Below are 14,390 nucleotides of genomic sequence, written 5' to 3' on the forward strand. Positions count from 1 at the left end.
GTTCATGTCAGGCTTTGCCAATCTTTGCCGCCTTGCCTTTGTCGAACCACCACAGCGCCTCGACCGGAAAGCCGAAATCGGGCTTCTGTTCGGGGAAGCCGAACATGTCCCAATAGGCGCTTCGGTGATTCGCCAGATACCAACTTGGAATCCAATCGCGTCGCGCGCGCAAGGCCCGGTCCAACGCGCGCATGGCAGCGGTGAGGCTTTCACGGTCCTTGGCGGCGCCGACGGCATCGATCAGCGCATCGACGGCCGGGCTTGCGATGCCCGACAGGTTGCGCGAGCCCGATATTGCGGCGCTGCGCGAGTGGAAGAAGATTTCCAGGTCGTCGCGGGTCGGCGTGGCGCTGAAATTGAAGGCGGCCGACAGCAGATCGAAATCGAATGTCGATTGCCTGAGCTGGTACTGCGCAGAATCCACCAGGCGGATCGAGCCATCGATGCCGATGGCCTTCATGTTGGCGACCCAGGGCGAATAGACCTGCACGAAGGTTTCGTCGTCGACCAGGAATTCGGCGGTCAGCCGGCCGCCCTTGTCATTGAGCACGAAATCGCCGGAGCGCTTCCAGCCGGCCTCGGCGAGCAGCTTCAGCGCTGCGCTCAGTTGCTTGCGGTCTCGTCCGGATCCGTCCGATGGCGGTTGCATCACCGCCTCGCCGAAGGTCTCCGGCGGCAGTTGGTCGCGCAGTGGTTCCAGCAGCGCCAACTCCTGCGGCGTTGGCATGCCCGCGGCCCGGAAGTCGGATTTCTCGAAGCAGGACTGCGAGCGTTCATAGGAGCCATAGAAGAAGTTGCGCCGCGTCCATTCGAAATCGAAGCAGAGCGCGATCGCCTGCCGCACGCGCGGGTCCTTGAATTGCTCACGCCGCTGGTTGACCGCGGTGGCCTGCATGGAAGGCGTGGTTTCGGCCGAGAACTCATGCTTGATCACCTTGCCGGCGGTGAAGGCCGGAAAGTCGTAGGCCGTCGCCCAGACTCGTGACGTGAACTCCTCTCGGTAGAGGATCTCGCCCTTCTTGAAGGCCTCGAATCCGGCCGTGCGATCCTGGTAGAACTCGATGCGGATACGTCCGAAATTGTTCTGGCCGCGGTTGACCGGCAGGTCATTGCCCCAATAGTCGGCCACGCGCTCATATTCGATCCAGGCGCCCGCCGACCAGCGCCCGACCTTGTAGGCGCTTGAGCCGAGCGGCGGATTGAGCTGCGAGGAATCGAACGGGTTGGCCGTGAAGAAGGCTTTCGAAAGGATCGGAAAAACGACCACGTTGAGGATGGTGCGGGCCGATTGCTTGCCGGAGAATTTGAGCTCGACCGTGTGGGTGTCCTTCGCCACCGCATCATCCAGATGCGTCAACGACAGTGCGTAGTCCGGATGCCCTTTGTCCTTGAGCAGCTTGTAGGTGAAGGCGACGTCGTCGGCGGTGAGCGGCGTGCCGTCATGGAAACGCGCCTGCGGGCGCAGCGAGAAGGTGAAGCTGTTGCGGTCGTCCGAGATCGTGACGCCGTCGGCGATCAGCCCATAGACCGCGTCAGGCTCGTCGAGCGCCCGCACCATCAAGGAGTCGAAACACATTTCGATGCGCTGCGGGGAATCGCCCTTGGGGACGAAGGAATTCAGCGTGTTGAAGGTCTGCGGGCTCTGGTTCGCGCCCCAGTTGGGCGGTGAGAAGTTGAAGGTGCCGCCCTTGAGCGCATCGACATTGACATAGTCGAAATGCGTGAAGTCGGGCTTGTATTTAAGGTCGCCGAAGGCCGACAGGCCGTGCAGCTTGACGCCGGCCGGGATGTCGGCGAAGGCGCGGCCGGGCAGCAGCGCGGCTGCCGTCGCAGCGATGCCGAGCGCCAGGAAGTCGCGGCGAGGAAGCATAGTCCGCCGCTCCATCAATTGAGGCCCTTGTATTTGGCGGCTAGAGCCTTTTCCTTCTCGGGGTCGATCCACCAGGAATCGATATCGGCGCCGCGGTAGGTGGGCTGCTTGTCCGGCATGCCGAACTTGTTCCAATAGGCAAGCCACAACACTGCGCGGTAGTATTGCGGGACGACGTAGTAATTCCACAACAGCACCCGGTCGAGCGCATGGGTGGCCGCGACTAGATCGTCACGATCGGTGGCGAAGATGATGCGGTCGACCAGTGCGTCGACCACCGGGTCCTTGATGCCGGCATAGTTGCGCGATCCGGGCGAGTCGGCGGCCTTCGAGCTCCAGAAATCGCGCTGTTCGTTGCCCGGCGATTCCGACTGCTGCAGCAGGTTGGTGATGACGTCGTAGTCGAAATTGTTGACGCGGTTGACGTATTGGCTGGGATCGATGATCCGCAGCGTCGCATCGACGCCGATCTTGCGCAGATTGGCGATGTAGTTGCCCGCGAGGACCTGGTCCGTGTCGGACGTGCCGAGAATCTCGAATTTGAACGGCGCGCCGGTCTTGGCGTTCACCATCTTGCCGCCCTTGATCACCCAGCCTGCCTGGGCGAAGAGGTCCACTGCCTGCTTCAGATATTTCCGCTCCGCCTGCGGCGAGTCATAGACCGGCAGCTTGAATTCCTGGGTGAACAGTTCAGGCGGCAGCTTGTCGCGATACTTTTCCAGGATTTCGAGCTCCTTGCCTTGCGCCAGCCCGCTCGATGCCAATTCGGTGCCCTGGAAATAACTGTGCGTGCGCGTGTTGGAATTGAAGAACAGCGTGCGGTTCATCGTCTCGAAATCGTAAGGATAGGTCAGCGCTTCGCGCACCCGGCGATCCTGGAACAGCGGCCGGCGTTGGTTGAGCATGAAGGCCTGCATCGGCTCCGGCGAGGTTGTCTTGAATTCTTTCTTGATGACGTCGCCGGCGCTGATGGCGGGAAAATTATAGGCCGTCGCCCATCGCCTCGAGCTGTTCTCCGGCTTGATGTCGTCCAGCCCGCCCTTGGTGAAGGCCTGCCAGGAGGCGTTGTCGTCGAGGATGTAGGTGAACCGCTGGGTGTCGAAATTTTCGCGGCCGATCTTCACCGGCAGTTTGGCGCCCCAATAATCCGGGACGCGCTGCCAGACGATCTCCGAGCCCGGCTTGAAGCTGGCGATCTTGTAGGCTGCGGAGCCGAGCGGCGGCTCGAGCGTCGGCCTGGTGATGTCGCGCTTCTTGCCGCTTGCGTCCGTGCCTTCCCACCAGTGCTTCGGCAAAACGACGAGATCGCCGAGGATCTTGGGCAGCTCGCGGTTGCCCTTCTGATTGAAATGGAATTCGACCTCGCGATCGGAGATCGCCACCGCATCGGTGACGTTCTCGAAATAGCGGTTGTATTGCGGGCTGTTGGCCTTGAGCACCTGGAAGGACCAGATCACGTCGTCGACTGTGATCGGCTGGCCGTCATGCCATTTCGCGCGCGGATCGAGCCGGTAGGTCGCGGATGAATAATCGGAAGGGTATTTGTAGGCATCGGCAACCAGCGGGTGGCTGACGCTGCCCTCGTCGGTCGCCTGATCCATCAGCGTGTCGTAGAGCAGCCCGCCGCCGAACCCGACCAGCCCCGCGGCCGGCGATCCTTGCACGATATAGGGGTTGAAGCTGTCGAACGTGCCGGTGACCACGGAGTTGTAGCTGCCGCCCTTCGGCGCATCCGGATTGACGTAGTCGTAGCGCTGGAAATTCTCGCCGTATTTTGAAGGTCCGATCAGCGACGATGTCGTGCGCCATTCGTCGGCGAAGCTGGCCTGCAGACCCGAGGCTAAGGCAAGCGCGAATGCCGATGCGAAAAGCGTGCGGAAGCGGCCAACCTTCATGCGTTCTCCTCGTCGCTGGTTCCAACCACCCGCAATCTAGATCATTTGACGCTGGTGGAAACCGCAAGGGCCGGCTTTGTAGCGGTGCATGCAGGTTTCCTAACAGAAAAGCCGGGACGAACCCGGCTTTTCTGAGGATGCTTCGATTACAAATTGTTTATTGAGCGGGCGCCGCCGGCTTGGCCGGCGCTGCGCCTTCGGCGGGCTTGGCAGGCGCTGCACCTTCCGCCGGGTTCGCGGCTTCGGCCGGCTTCGCCGAGGCGTCGGCGGCGGCGCCCGGCTGAGGCAGCGGCTTCGGATTGTCCGACAGCGTGCGCAGATAGGCGATCACATTGGCCCGGTCTTCTTCCTTCGGCAGGCCGGCAAAGCCCATCGCCGTGCCCTTCACAAACTTCTTCGGCGAGGTGATGAAATGGTTGAGATTCTCGTAGGTCCAATGCTCCTGGCCGCCCTTGGAGAAATCCTTCATGCCGGACGAATAGGCAAAGCCCTCGTGCTCGGCGACGGGGCGGTCGACGATGTCCCAGAGATCCGGGCCGACCTTGTTCGGGCCGCCCTTTTCGCCGGAATGGCAGGCCTGGCACTTCTTGAAGATGGCGGCGCCCGCATCGGCGCTGGCGCTGGCAAGCAGGTCAGCGATCGGCTTTTCAGCCGCGGCAGGCGCGGCCGCGCCGCCTTCGGTCGGCTCCTGCGCCTCGATGGCGAAGCCGGGCTTCTCGGGGGCGGGCGAGGCAAACAGCCCGTCAGAGACGAGGCCTATCGAAAAGACGATGAAGCAGGTTCCCAGAAATCCGCCGAGCAGCTTGTTGACTTCGTTGGAATCCATACGCCCCTTGCTCCCTTTTCCGGCGGACAGTCCCGTCCACTCCGTCCGTCGGTATCGCGAACTGCCCTGAAAGGCCAGTCAAACCGGGCGGAAACTAGGTCTTTTGCTCTGGCGTTGCAACACCTATAAGGGCGCTTCCAGTGAGACCTTTTGCCACTTTTCCATCCCCGTTTTTCAACCGCTCCAAAATCCGATGTCAACCTTGATCCTGATCCCCGCCCGCATGGCCTCGACGCGCCTGCCGGGCAAGCCGCTGGCCGATATTGTCGGCGCGCCGATGATCGTCCATGTCGCCCGCCGCGCCGCCGAGGCCGGGCTTGGCCGCGTCGTGGTGGCGACCGACACACAAGCGGTCGCCGAAGCCGTACGATCCCACGGCTTCGAGGCGGTCATGACCCGTATGGATCACGAATCGGGCTCCGACCGCATCTTCGAGGCGCTGACCGCTCTCGACCCCGAAAAGCAGGTGGAAACGATCGTCAATGTCCAGGGCGACCTGCCGACAATCGACCCCGAGATCATCGGCGCGTCGCTGCGGCCCTTCGACGACAGATCGGTCGACATCGCCACGCTCGGCGTCGAGATCGTGCGTGACGAGGAGAAGACCAACCCCAATGTGGTCAAGATCGTCGGCTCGCCGCTGTCGTCGACACGGCTGAAAGCGCTCTATTTCACCCGCGCCACCGCGCCCTGGGGCGAGGGGCCGCTCTACCATCACATCGGCCTTTACGCTTATCGCCGTGCCGCGCTCGAACGCTTTGTCGCGCTCAAGCCCTCGCCGCTGGAGCGTCGCGAGCGACTGGAGCAATTGCGCGCGCTGGAAGCCGGCATGCGCATCGACGCCGAAATCGTCAAATCGCTGCCGCTTGGCGTCGACACGCCCGACGATCTTGAGCGCGCAAGACAGATCCTTTCAAACTGAGACGTCTCCATGACCGCCAAGACCAACAGAATCTCCTTCCAGGGCGAACCCGGCGCGAATTCCGACACGGCCTGCCGCAACATGTTCCCCACGATGGACCCGTTGCCCTGCCCGACCTTCGAGGATGCTTTCAACGCGGTCGAGACCGGCAAGGCCGAGCTCGCCATGATCCCGATCGAGAACACGATCGCCGGGCGCGTCGCCGACATCCATCACCTGTTGCCGGAATCGAAGCTGCACATCGTCGGCGAATATTTCCTGCCGATCCATTTCCAGCTGATGGTGTTGCCGGGGGTGAAGCGCGAGGAGATCAAGACCGTGCACAGCCACATCCACGCGCTGGGCCAGTGCCGCAAATACATCCGCAAGAACGGCTGGAAGCCGGTGGTCGCGGGCGATACGGCAGGTTCGGCCAAGATGGTGTCGGAGGTCAGGGATCGCACCATGGCCTCGCTGGCGCCGGCTCTGGCGGCCGAGCTCTATGGCCTCGACATTATCGAGAAGAATGTCGAGGACACCGATTCCAACGTCACCCGCTTCGTCGTCTTGACCAAGAACAAGCAATGGGTGGAGCGGCCCGCGCCGGACGCCAAGATGATGACGACCTTCATCTTCCGCGTCCGCAACGTGCCGGCCGCGCTTTATAAGGCGATGGGCGGCTTTGCTACCAACGGCATCAACATGACCAAGCTCGAGAGCTACCAGTTAGGCGCCTTCACCGCGACGCTATTCTACGCCGACATCGAAGGCCACCCGGACGATCCGCTGGTCAAGCTGGCGCTCGACGAGCTGCGCTTCTTCTCGCGCGAGATGCGCATCCTCGGCGTCTATCCGGCGAGCGCCTCGCGCGAGCAGTGGAAAGTGGCGGACTAGCGCCAGCCTCGACTACGAGATTGGCCGAGACGCTCAAGCTTCGTCATTCACGGGCGAAGCAAGGAGCGAAGCGACGCGCGCAGACCCGAGAATCCATGCCGTGACTTCGACGCGTTGCGGCGGTCCAGAATTCTGCACCGCTGCGTCTCTCGGCTGAGGTAACGGCATGGATTCCAGGGTCTGCGCTTCGCTCCGCCCTGGAATGACGACGTCACGGAGGTCTGCGCCAATCTCCGACGTCCGCGCTCAACTCAATCTCAGCCAAACCCCAGCGGCACGTAGTCTATCTCCAAGAACTTCTCGACCTCCGGCACCCAGCGGTCGCGAACGAAGGCGACGTGGTCGGGATGCTCGTTGTAGCGCGTGTAGGCCGCCTGGTCGGCGAACTCCATCGAGAAGCCGAACTGGTAGTCGTTCTTCGGGCTCACCTGCCGCAGCTGCTCGAAATGCGTGACGCCCTTGATCCCGGTCAGGATCTTCTTCGCGTCGTGCAGGAAGCGCTTTGTCTCCAGCGAATGCGGCTCGTGCTTCAGCGTGAACACCACGGTGTGACGGATCATTCTTGTGCTCCTATTCGCTGTCGACCCAGGCGCGGATGAGGTGATGGGCGATCGCCCCTTTCGGCGGCGTAATCAGGCCGTCGGCATGCGTCCTGTCCAGCATCGTGCGCACCTCGTCGCGGAAGAACCAGCGGCAGTCCTCCAGCTCGTTGAGGTCGGCCTGGATATCCTCATTCAGCGGCTCGCCGAAGCAGCCGATCATCAGCGAATAGGGAAACGGCCAGGGCTGGCTGGCATGGTAGACGACCCGGCCGAGCCGGATACCTGCCTCTTCCAACGTCTCGCGCCGCACCGCCGCCTCGATCGTCTCGCCCGGCTCGATGAAGCCGGCAAGCGCTGAATACATGCCCGGCGCGAAATGCCGGCCGCGCCCCAGCAGGCATTTTTCGCGCGTCGCCGTCAGCATGATCGCCACCGGGTCGGTGCGCGGGAAATGATCGGTGCCGCAGGCCGGGCAGTGGCGCCTGTAGCCGCCGGCGCGCATCTCCGAGCGGTTGCCGCATTTCGAGCAGAAGGCGTGGCTGGCGTGCCAGGCGAGCAGCGCCGCCCCTTGCGCCAGGGCGCCGGCGGCCGCCTCGTCGATCAGCCCCTGCATATAGACCGAGCGGTAATCGATCGCCTTGACCGTTTCGGGGAGATTTTCCGGCTCGATGCCCGCAGGGACGGCCACCACCGGGCCAGCGTCGGACAAGCCGAGCAGCACGCCATGGTCGAGCGAGACATCGAAGGCTTCGCTCTCGGCGACGTTGAACCAGGGGTCGAATTTGCCGTCGTCGAGTTTGAGATAAAGCCGGCCGGCATGCATCAGCATCAGCCGCGTGGTCCGGTCGGCGAGCGCCTTTTCGACCGCGTCGTCGGCGCGGTTCTCGGATTGCCGGTCGATCCGGTTGCCGGCGAAGCCGACAAACTGGCTCGGCTCGCGCAAGGGCGCGTCAAACAGGCGGAAGCTCATGGAGACTCGGAATGCGCTGGTGGACACTGGTCAGCTTATAGCGCCGCCTTGATCGTTTCGGCAAACCGCCTGATGTCGGATCGCTGATAGGGCTCGCGTATGCCGTGCCCCCAGACCGGACCCGGCCAGCCGGGATCGCCCTCGGAGCGGGCGACGACATGGACATGCAGCTGGCGCACGATGTTGCCCAGCGCGCCGGTGTTGATCTTGGTGCAGCCGGTCACCCGCTTCAGCGCCTGCGCCACCATATTGGTCTCGAAGGTCAGCATCGCCTGGTCGAGCGGCGTCATCTCGTGGATTTCCTCCACGCCGGGCCGCTGCGGCACCAGCACCAGCCAGGGCCAGCGGCGATCGTTCATCAATCTGAGTTCGCAAAGGCCAAGCCACATAAGCTGCTCGCTGTCCGCCTCCAGACGGGCGTCCAGCGTGAAACCGGCCTTGAGGCCAGGCAGCATGGGCGTTTCCTTTGTCTTTTGTATCATTCTTCAAACCAAGGAACGCTAGAGCGGCGGCAAGGTGGCTGCAAGCGATTCATTGACCGCTATTGGCGATTTGAATGACTTCCCGGTCTCCATATGGCACAGGTTTCGGCTCTCCCCTTGCATTTCGCCGCTGAATTGCCGATATGGAGCGCGGGAGGTTGGTGGTGGACGATCCACTCGCCAACCGGGTCAGGTCCGGAAGGAAGCAGCCCTAACGAGCCCGGAACGGGTCATTGTTCCAGCCTCCCGCCTCTTCGCCTTTCTCCCGCGACATTGACGGCGCCAAGCCGTGCGGGCGAGACTATGCGCAGGAATCGGCCGCCTTCCGTCGCGGTCCTGGGAGCTTTTGACGGCGAATGAGCGAAGCCGGAAATTCAGGGCCAGAAAGCCTGGAAACAGGAAAGGCCGGCGCCTATCGCGTCCTGGCGCGCAAATATCGCCCCTCGAATTTCTCCGAGCTGATCGGCCAGGAGCCGATGGTGCGCACGCTGACCAATGCCTTTGCCACCGGCCGCATCGCCCAGGCCTGGATGCTGACCGGGGTGCGCGGTGTCGGCAAGACGACGACCGCGCGCATCCTCGCGCGTGCCCTGAATTACAAGACGGCGACCGTCGACCAGCCCTCCGTCGACCTTTCGATCCCCGGCGAGCATTGCCAGGCGATCATGGAGGGCCGCCATGTCGACGTCATCGAGATGGACGCGGCCTCGCACACCGGCATCGACGACATCAGGGACATCATCGATCGCGTGCGCTACGCGCCGGTCTCGGCCCGCTACAAGGTCTACATCATCGACGAAGTGCATATGCTCTCCACCCAGGCCTTCAACGGCCTGCTGAAGACGCTGGAAGAGCCGCCGCCGCACGTCAAATTCATTTTCGCCACCACCGAAATCCGCAAGGTGCCGATCACGGTCCTATCGCGGTGCCAGCGCTTCGACCTGCGCCGCATCGATGCCGGCGCGCTGGTCACGCATCTGTCCTCGATCGCCGCCAAGGAAGGCATTTCCGTCGACGACGACGCGCTGGCGATGATCGCTCGCGCCGCCGAAGGCTCGGCGCGTGATTCGCTGTCCATCCTCGACCAGGCGATCGCTCATGGCAGCGGCACTGTCAGCGCCGATGCGGTGCGCGCCATGCTTGGCTTGGCGGACCGCGCCCGCATCATCGACCTGTTCGAGCATGTCATGAAGGGCGATGTGGCGGCGGCGCTCGCCGAATTCCGCGCGCAATATGATACCGGCGCCGATCCGGCCGCCGTGCTCACCGACCTTGCCGAGTTCAACCACCTCGTCACCCGCCTGCGCTTCGTGCCGTCGGCCGCCGACGATGCCTCGCTTTCCGAGGACGAGCGCCGGCGCGGCGCCGAGTTCGCCGGCACGCTCTCGGTGCGCGTGCTGTCGCGAACCTGGCAGATGCTGCTCAAGGGCATTCCCGAGGTGCAGTCCTCCAACCGGCCGGTCAGCGCCGCTGAGATGGTGCTGATCAGGCTGGCGCATGCCGCCGACCTGCCGACGCTGGACGAGGCGCTGAAATCGCTGGAAGGCGCAGGCCCGCTGCCGAATGGCGCGCCGCGCGCCAATGGCGCACCCGCAAATCCGGGCAATGGCGGCGCAAGCGCCGTCGCCCAGGCGCGGATGCCGGCCTCCACCGGCGGGGGCGCGCAGACGATGCGGCTGGTCGAGGCGCAGCCTGTGTCGGAGGCCTACGTTCCGGCGCCGGAGCCGGTCGCCGAAGCGCCCGTCGTTCCGGTGAAATCGCTGGCCGACATCGTCGCGCTCGCCGACGCCAATCGCGACATGGCCTTCAAGGTGTTGCTGAAACGCTGCGTGCGGCCGGTGCGCATCGAGCCTGGTCGTCTCGACGTCACCCTGACCGATGACGCGCCGAAGATGCTGCTCAACGACCTGACCTCAAAGCTGCGCGCCTGGACCGGCCGCAACTGGCTGGTGTCGCTGTCGAAGGAGGAGGGCGGCCAGACATTGGCCGAGATGGAGACGACGAAGCGCGAGAACGCCTTCTCCGACGCAAAGAGCGATCCGACGGTCGCCGCCATTCTGGCCCGTTTTCCCGGCGCCAAGATCATCGACGTGCGCATCCCGGACGTGCCGGACGTTGAAGAGGCCAAGGCCGAAGTGCCGGTCGAGCCCGCGGCCGACGACGACGAAATTTAGAGCATGATCCACGGCCGGTTCCGGTCGGATCACACCTGCGAGCAACAAAGAGGAACCACAAGGATGAAAGATCTTCTCGGCCTGATGGGCAAGGCAAAGGAAATGCAGGCCAAGTTCCAGGCCATGCAGGACGAGATCGCCACGCTCGAAGCCACCGGCCAGGCCGGCGGCGGCCTGGTCAGCATCACGCTCACCGGCAAGTTCGAGATGAGGGCGCTGAAAATCGATCCGTCGCTGATCAAGGCGGATGAAGCCGAGATCCTCGAGGACCTCATCCTGGCCGCCCACAATGACGCCAAAAATAAGGTCGAGCAGGTCATGCAGGAGAAGACCAAGGCGTTGACCGCGGGCCTGCCGATTCCCCCCGGAATGAAATTGCCGTTCTGAGGCGACGTCCGCCAGTTAATTGATTGTGAACGGAAATCGGTCCCGGGCGGCAATATTAACCGTTTTGCCGGCAATGCTCACGGGCTCATTTCGCGGCTTTCATAAAGTTTTACCCAAGTCCAGAAGTTGCTAACCTTATAGCCATCTTTTTGCCCGAAAGAGTCTCATTCTTGCCACATCTCGGGGCGGGCTGGCATCTTGGACATGAGGCTTTTTTGTTGATCGCGACGCGATGGAAGACGCCGCTGCTGCTTATCGGCATCGTCACTTCCCCCTTGCTCCTGGCCGGCTGCAGCCAGACCACTTCCTCCCATGGCATGTCGGTGGCGGGTCTGACCGACGCTCTCACGCCGAGTTTCCTCACCACCCGTTCAAGCCACTCGCTGAAGGACAAGGAATGCCTGCAAAGGGCGATGTTCTTCGAGTCCAACCGGTCGAGCCGCGACGGCATGATCGCTGTCGGCACGGTCGTGATGAACCGCCTGCGCTCGGGCCAGCATGGCAGCACCATCTGCGAGGTGGTCGGCGAGCCGGGCCAGTTCGCTCCGGGCGTGCTGACGCGGCCGATGAATTCTCGGGCGCTGCCCGATGTCGAAGCAGCGGCGGATGCCGTGCTCAAGGGCGAGCGCAAGGCCAAGCTCAAGAACACGATGTATTTCCACACCGCCGGCCTGCGTTTCCCCTACAAGAACATGCATTACACGATGGTAGCCGGCGGCAACGCCTTCTATGAGAAGCGCGGTCGCAATTGGCAGCCGCTGCCGGATGAGCCGATGGTCGCCATGGCCTCCGACAAACAGCAGAAGATCGACCCCGCCGCTCCGGTCCTGGTGGCTTCCGCCGAGCCGGTGGTCAAGACGATCGTGCGGCCGGATCCGGCCAAGGCGGCCGCCATGGCCGCGCGGACCGAGGCTGCTCCGGTCGAACAGACATATGTAACGGCTGCTGCGGCGCCGTCCGTCCCCTCCGCGAAGTCCAGCCGCCTCGCGCAGAAGCAGGTCGTTGTGGCGATGCAGGAACCGATGGCCGAACCGGACGCCTCGCGTTTCGGCGGCACGCTCAAGGGCCGCTACATCACCTCGGTGCCCAACGCGCCGCAGGAAGCGTCGATGGGCTTCCAGTCGACGCCTGAGAACACAGACGCCATCGGCGCGATGATCGCCAGCCAGGACCGGCCGCTGGAAACCAACTGAACCCGATTGCATCCAACGCAGGGCCCGTCATGGCAGCATGGCGGGCCCTGTGTCGTTGCGGCTGTTCCAAACCGCTCGGAAAAATCCTGGATCAGTCCGCCGTTTCACGAAACGACGAACTGATCCATCTTTTCGCTTTCACGCAATTCCGGACGGAAAACCGCTTCGCACTTTTCCTGGAATTGCTCTAGATCAAGGCGATGTCGAAGAGAATCGCCGGTCCGGAAATCGAACGCCTGATCCAGCTCCTGGCCAAGGTGCCGGGGCTTGGGCCGCGTTCGGCCAGGCGCGCCGCACTCCATCTCATCAAGAAGAAGGAACAGCTGCTCGAGCCTTTGGCCGCAGCCATGGGCGAGGCGGTCGACAAGGTGCGTATCTGCTCGACCTGCGGCAATGTCGACACCTCCGACCCTTGCATGATCTGCACCGATCCGCGCCGCGACGCCGGCACGCTGATCGTCGTCGAGGACGTCTCCGACCTCTGGGCGCTTGAGCGCGCGGCGGCCATGAATGTGCGTTACCACGTGCTCGGCGGCACGCTGTCGCCGCTCGACGGCATCGGTCCCGACCAGCTCAACATCCGCTCCCTGGTTGACCGGGTCGCCGGCGGCGAGGTGAAGGAGGTCATCCTTGCCGTCAACGCCACCGTAGAGGGGCAGACCACGGCACACTACCTCACCGACCAACTGTCAGGCTTCGAGGTCAAGGTGACGCGGCTTGCGCATGGCGTGCCGGTCGGCGGCGAGCTCGATTACCTCGACGAAGGAACGCTGGCAGCGGCGCTGCGATCGAGGACGGCGTTTTGAGGTTATTGGGGGGCAACCTGGAGATGACGGCATTCCTGCGCGTATTCGGCACCGTTTTCCTTTTGGCCGTCTTGGTTTTCTCTTTCACCATCCCCTCCCGCGCTGCACCTATCGACGACCAGTTCCAGGCCTGGCTTCAAACCGATCTCTGGCCCGAAGCCAAATCCAAAGGCATCTCGAAAAAAACCTTCGACGAAGCCTTCCTCGGCGTGAAGCCGAACCTCAAGCTGCCCGATCTCGTCCTGCCCGGCGAAAAGCCCTCGACGCCCGAGAAGCAGCACCAGGCCGAGTTCGGCCCGCCAGCCAACTATTTCGCCGAAAAAATCGTCCGTGCCGTCACCACGGGCGGGCGCACACGCGAGAGCGCCAATTCAAGGGTGCTCGGTCTGATCGAGAAGCGTTACGGCGTGCCGGGCGAGATCGTGCTGGCGATCTGGGGCCGCGAGACCGGCTTCGGCGCCGCCAAGATGCCTTACGATGCCTTCGAGGTGCTCGGCACCAAGGCCTTCATGTCGACGAAAAAGGATTTCTTCCGCACCGAGGTGCTGGCGGCGCTGGAAATCGTCGAGCGCGGCCTGGCGCCGGTCAATGCGATGAAATCGTCCTGGGCCGGCGCGCTTGGCCAGCCGCAATTCATGCCGACATCGTTCCTCAAGCACGCCGTCGACTTCGACGGCGACGGGCGACCCGACATCTGGAATTCGACGCCGGATGTGCTCGCTTCGATCGCCAACTACCTTGTCCACTACGGCTGGGTGAGGGGGCGCGGCTGGGGCGTCGAGGTGATCGTGCCGGCAAACGTTTCCTGTGCGCTCGAAGGTCCCGACCAGGGCAAGAAGATTTCCGACTGGGTGGCGATGGGCATCAGGCGCGCCGACAACAAGGCGTTTCAGGCCAGCGAATTGAGGGCCGAAGGCCTTCTGCTGATGCCGGCCGGGCGCAGCGGACCTGCTTTCATCGTCACGCCGAACTTCTATGTGATCAAGCAATACAATAACAGCGATCTCTACGGCCTGTTCATCGGCAATGCCGCCGACCGCATCGCCAAGGGCGACGCCAGCTTTGCCGGCAGTTGGGGGCCGGTCGGCGACCTGCACCGCTCCGACATCGCCGCGCTGCAGCGGGCGCTGGAAGCCAAGGGCTACGACGTCGGCAGCGCCGACGGCCTGCCCGGCTTCAAGACGCGCCGCTCGATCGGCGTCTGGCAGGCGAAGAACGGCAAGCCCGCCACCTGCTTTCCCGACGCAGGCTTGGTCGCGCAACTGAAATAACGGCTACTTCATGGCCAGGGACCCTGGCAAATTTTTCCGGATCGGTTGCTCCATTTAGTCGGCGCATGAGTCGACGGATCGCCACTCGTTCGGTCCGATATGCCGTCTCGCAAAATGCTTGTTGCGGAGGGGGGCACCGTCGAATAGGGAGTTGACCAACTGGACAAAAACCACGACGG

At 63.3% G+C, this 14,390-nt stretch carries 13 protein-coding genes and 1 other RNA gene; 8 read left to right on the plus strand and 6 right to left on the minus strand.

Features of this window, described 5'->3' with window-relative positions; all coding sequences use genetic code 11:
* Window positions 1–7 precede the first annotated feature (7 nt).
* The 3 genes from CK230_RS22185 to CK230_RS22195 all read right to left on the minus strand — a co-directional run bounded on the left by CK230_RS22185 (window position 8) and on the right by CK230_RS22195 (window position 4,591).
* On the minus strand, window positions 8–1,870 hold the full coding sequence (locus tag CK230_RS22185) for an extracellular solute-binding protein (protein ID WP_245430018.1): 1,863 nt from the start codon (window positions 1,868–1,870) through the stop codon (window positions 8–10).
* Between the two features lie 14 nt (window positions 1,871–1,884).
* A complete protein-coding gene (locus CK230_RS22190; protein ID WP_095819280.1) occupies window positions 1,885–3,765 on the minus strand; it encodes an extracellular solute-binding protein in 1,881 nt (626 codons plus the stop codon).
* Between the two features lie 157 nt (window positions 3,766–3,922).
* Window positions 3,923–4,591, minus strand: a complete 669-nt coding sequence (locus tag CK230_RS22195; RefSeq protein ID WP_095819281.1) for a cytochrome c family protein — start codon at window positions 4,589–4,591, stop codon at window positions 3,923–3,925.
* A gap of 193 nt (window positions 4,592–4,784) precedes the next feature.
* Between CK230_RS22195 and CK230_RS22200 the strand changes: the two genes are divergently transcribed.
* Together CK230_RS22200 and CK230_RS22205 are read left to right on the plus strand one after the other, a co-directional pair.
* Window positions 4,785–5,513, plus strand: a complete 729-nt coding sequence (locus CK230_RS22200) for a 3-deoxy-manno-octulosonate cytidylyltransferase (RefSeq protein WP_095819282.1) — start codon at window positions 4,785–4,787, stop codon at window positions 5,511–5,513.
* A gap of 9 nt (window positions 5,514–5,522) precedes the next feature.
* Window positions 5,523–6,386: a prephenate dehydratase gene (locus CK230_RS22205; RefSeq protein ID WP_095819283.1), complete on the plus strand. Its 864-nt coding sequence runs from the start codon at window positions 5,523–5,525 to the stop codon at window positions 6,384–6,386.
* 257 nt (window positions 6,387–6,643) lie between these two features.
* Here CK230_RS22205 and CK230_RS22210 read toward each other — a convergent pair whose 3' ends face one another.
* Genes CK230_RS22210 through CK230_RS22220 form a run of 3 tightly spaced genes read right to left on the minus strand, consistent with a single transcriptional unit; the run spans window position 6,644 to window position 8,353 of the window.
* Window positions 6,644–6,946 (minus strand): Dabb family protein, encoded by a 303-nt coding sequence (locus CK230_RS22210; RefSeq protein ID WP_095819284.1) that lies wholly within the window; start codon window positions 6,944–6,946, stop codon window positions 6,644–6,646.
* Window positions 6,947–6,956: 10 nt separating this feature from the next.
* On the minus strand, window positions 6,957–7,898 hold the full coding sequence (gene nudC / locus CK230_RS22215; RefSeq protein ID WP_095819285.1) for an NAD(+) diphosphatase: 942 nt from the start codon (window positions 7,896–7,898) through the stop codon (window positions 6,957–6,959).
* A gap of 35 nt (window positions 7,899–7,933) precedes the next feature.
* Entirely contained in the window at window positions 7,934–8,353 is a 420-nt protein-coding gene (locus CK230_RS22220) for an HIT family protein (RefSeq protein WP_040994488.1), read from the minus strand.
* A 180-nt stretch (window positions 8,354–8,533) separates the two neighbouring features.
* Between CK230_RS22220 and ffs the strand changes: the two genes are divergently transcribed.
* The 6 genes from ffs to CK230_RS22250 all read left to right on the plus strand — a co-directional run bounded on the left by ffs (window position 8,534) and on the right by CK230_RS22250 (window position 14,211).
* An RNA gene (ffs, locus tag CK230_RS22225) (signal recognition particle sRNA small type) lies at window positions 8,534–8,630 on the plus strand.
* Between the two features lie 106 nt (window positions 8,631–8,736).
* Window positions 8,737–10,554 carry a DNA polymerase III subunit gamma/tau gene (locus tag CK230_RS22230; RefSeq protein ID WP_095819286.1) on the plus strand — a complete coding sequence of 606 codons (1,818 nt, stop codon included), beginning with the start codon at window positions 8,737–8,739 and terminating at the stop codon, window positions 10,552–10,554.
* Window positions 10,555–10,617: 63 nt separating this feature from the next.
* The gene (locus CK230_RS22235; RefSeq protein WP_095819287.1) at window positions 10,618–10,941 is read left to right on the plus strand and encodes a YbaB/EbfC family nucleoid-associated protein; all 324 of its coding nucleotides are present in this window, start codon (window positions 10,618–10,620) and stop codon (window positions 10,939–10,941) included.
* Window positions 10,942–11,159: 218 nt separating this feature from the next.
* On the plus strand, window positions 11,160–12,134 hold the full coding sequence (locus CK230_RS22240; protein ID WP_095819374.1) for a cell wall hydrolase: 975 nt from the start codon (window positions 11,160–11,162) through the stop codon (window positions 12,132–12,134).
* 200 nt (window positions 12,135–12,334) lie between these two features.
* On the plus strand, window positions 12,335–12,940 hold the full coding sequence (gene recR / locus CK230_RS22245) for a recombination mediator RecR (protein WP_040985994.1): 606 nt from the start codon (window positions 12,335–12,337) through the stop codon (window positions 12,938–12,940).
* Window positions 12,941–12,963: 23 nt separating this feature from the next.
* Window positions 12,964–14,211, plus strand: a complete 1,248-nt coding sequence (locus tag CK230_RS22250; protein WP_095819288.1) for a lytic murein transglycosylase — start codon at window positions 12,964–12,966, stop codon at window positions 14,209–14,211.
* The last annotated feature ends 179 nt before the right edge of the window (window positions 14,212–14,390 follow it).

The sequence above is a fragment of the Mesorhizobium sp. WSM3859 genome (assembly GCF_002295065.1).
Taxonomy (GTDB): domain Bacteria; phylum Pseudomonadota; class Alphaproteobacteria; order Rhizobiales; family Rhizobiaceae; genus Mesorhizobium.

What these genes read in the sequence shown, in the direction of transcription:
- CK230_RS22185 (WP_245430018.1), bottom strand. Translation starts at nt 1,870, where the DNA reads ATGCTTCCTCGCCGCGACTTCCTGGCGCTCGGCATCGCTGCGACGGCA.
- CK230_RS22190 (WP_095819280.1), bottom strand. Translation starts at nt 3,765, where the DNA reads ATGAAGGTTGGCCGCTTCCGCACGCTTTTCGCATCGGCATTCGCGCTT.
- CK230_RS22195 (WP_095819281.1), bottom strand. Translation starts at nt 4,591, where the DNA reads ATGGATTCCAACGAAGTCAACAAGCTGCTCGGCGGATTTCTGGGAACC.
- CK230_RS22200 (WP_095819282.1), top strand. Translation starts at nt 4,785, where the DNA reads ATGTCAACCTTGATCCTGATCCCCGCCCGCATGGCCTCGACGCGCCTG.
- CK230_RS22205 (WP_095819283.1), top strand. Translation starts at nt 5,523, where the DNA reads ATGACCGCCAAGACCAACAGAATCTCCTTCCAGGGCGAACCCGGCGCG.
- CK230_RS22210 (WP_095819284.1), bottom strand. Translation starts at nt 6,946, where the DNA reads ATGATCCGTCACACCGTGGTGTTCACGCTGAAGCACGAGCCGCATTCG.
- nudC (WP_095819285.1), bottom strand. Translation starts at nt 7,898, where the DNA reads ATGAGCTTCCGCCTGTTTGACGCGCCCTTGCGCGAGCCGAGCCAGTTT.
- CK230_RS22220 (WP_040994488.1), bottom strand. Translation starts at nt 8,353, where the DNA reads ATGCTGCCTGGCCTCAAGGCCGGTTTCACGCTGGACGCCCGTCTGGAG.
- CK230_RS22230 (WP_095819286.1), top strand. Translation starts at nt 8,737, where the DNA reads ATGAGCGAAGCCGGAAATTCAGGGCCAGAAAGCCTGGAAACAGGAAAG.
- CK230_RS22235 (WP_095819287.1), top strand. Translation starts at nt 10,618, where the DNA reads ATGAAAGATCTTCTCGGCCTGATGGGCAAGGCAAAGGAAATGCAGGCC.
- recR (WP_040985994.1), top strand. Translation starts at nt 12,335, where the DNA reads ATGTCGAAGAGAATCGCCGGTCCGGAAATCGAACGCCTGATCCAGCTC.
- CK230_RS22250 (WP_095819288.1), top strand. Translation starts at nt 12,964, where the DNA reads ATGACGGCATTCCTGCGCGTATTCGGCACCGTTTTCCTTTTGGCCGTC.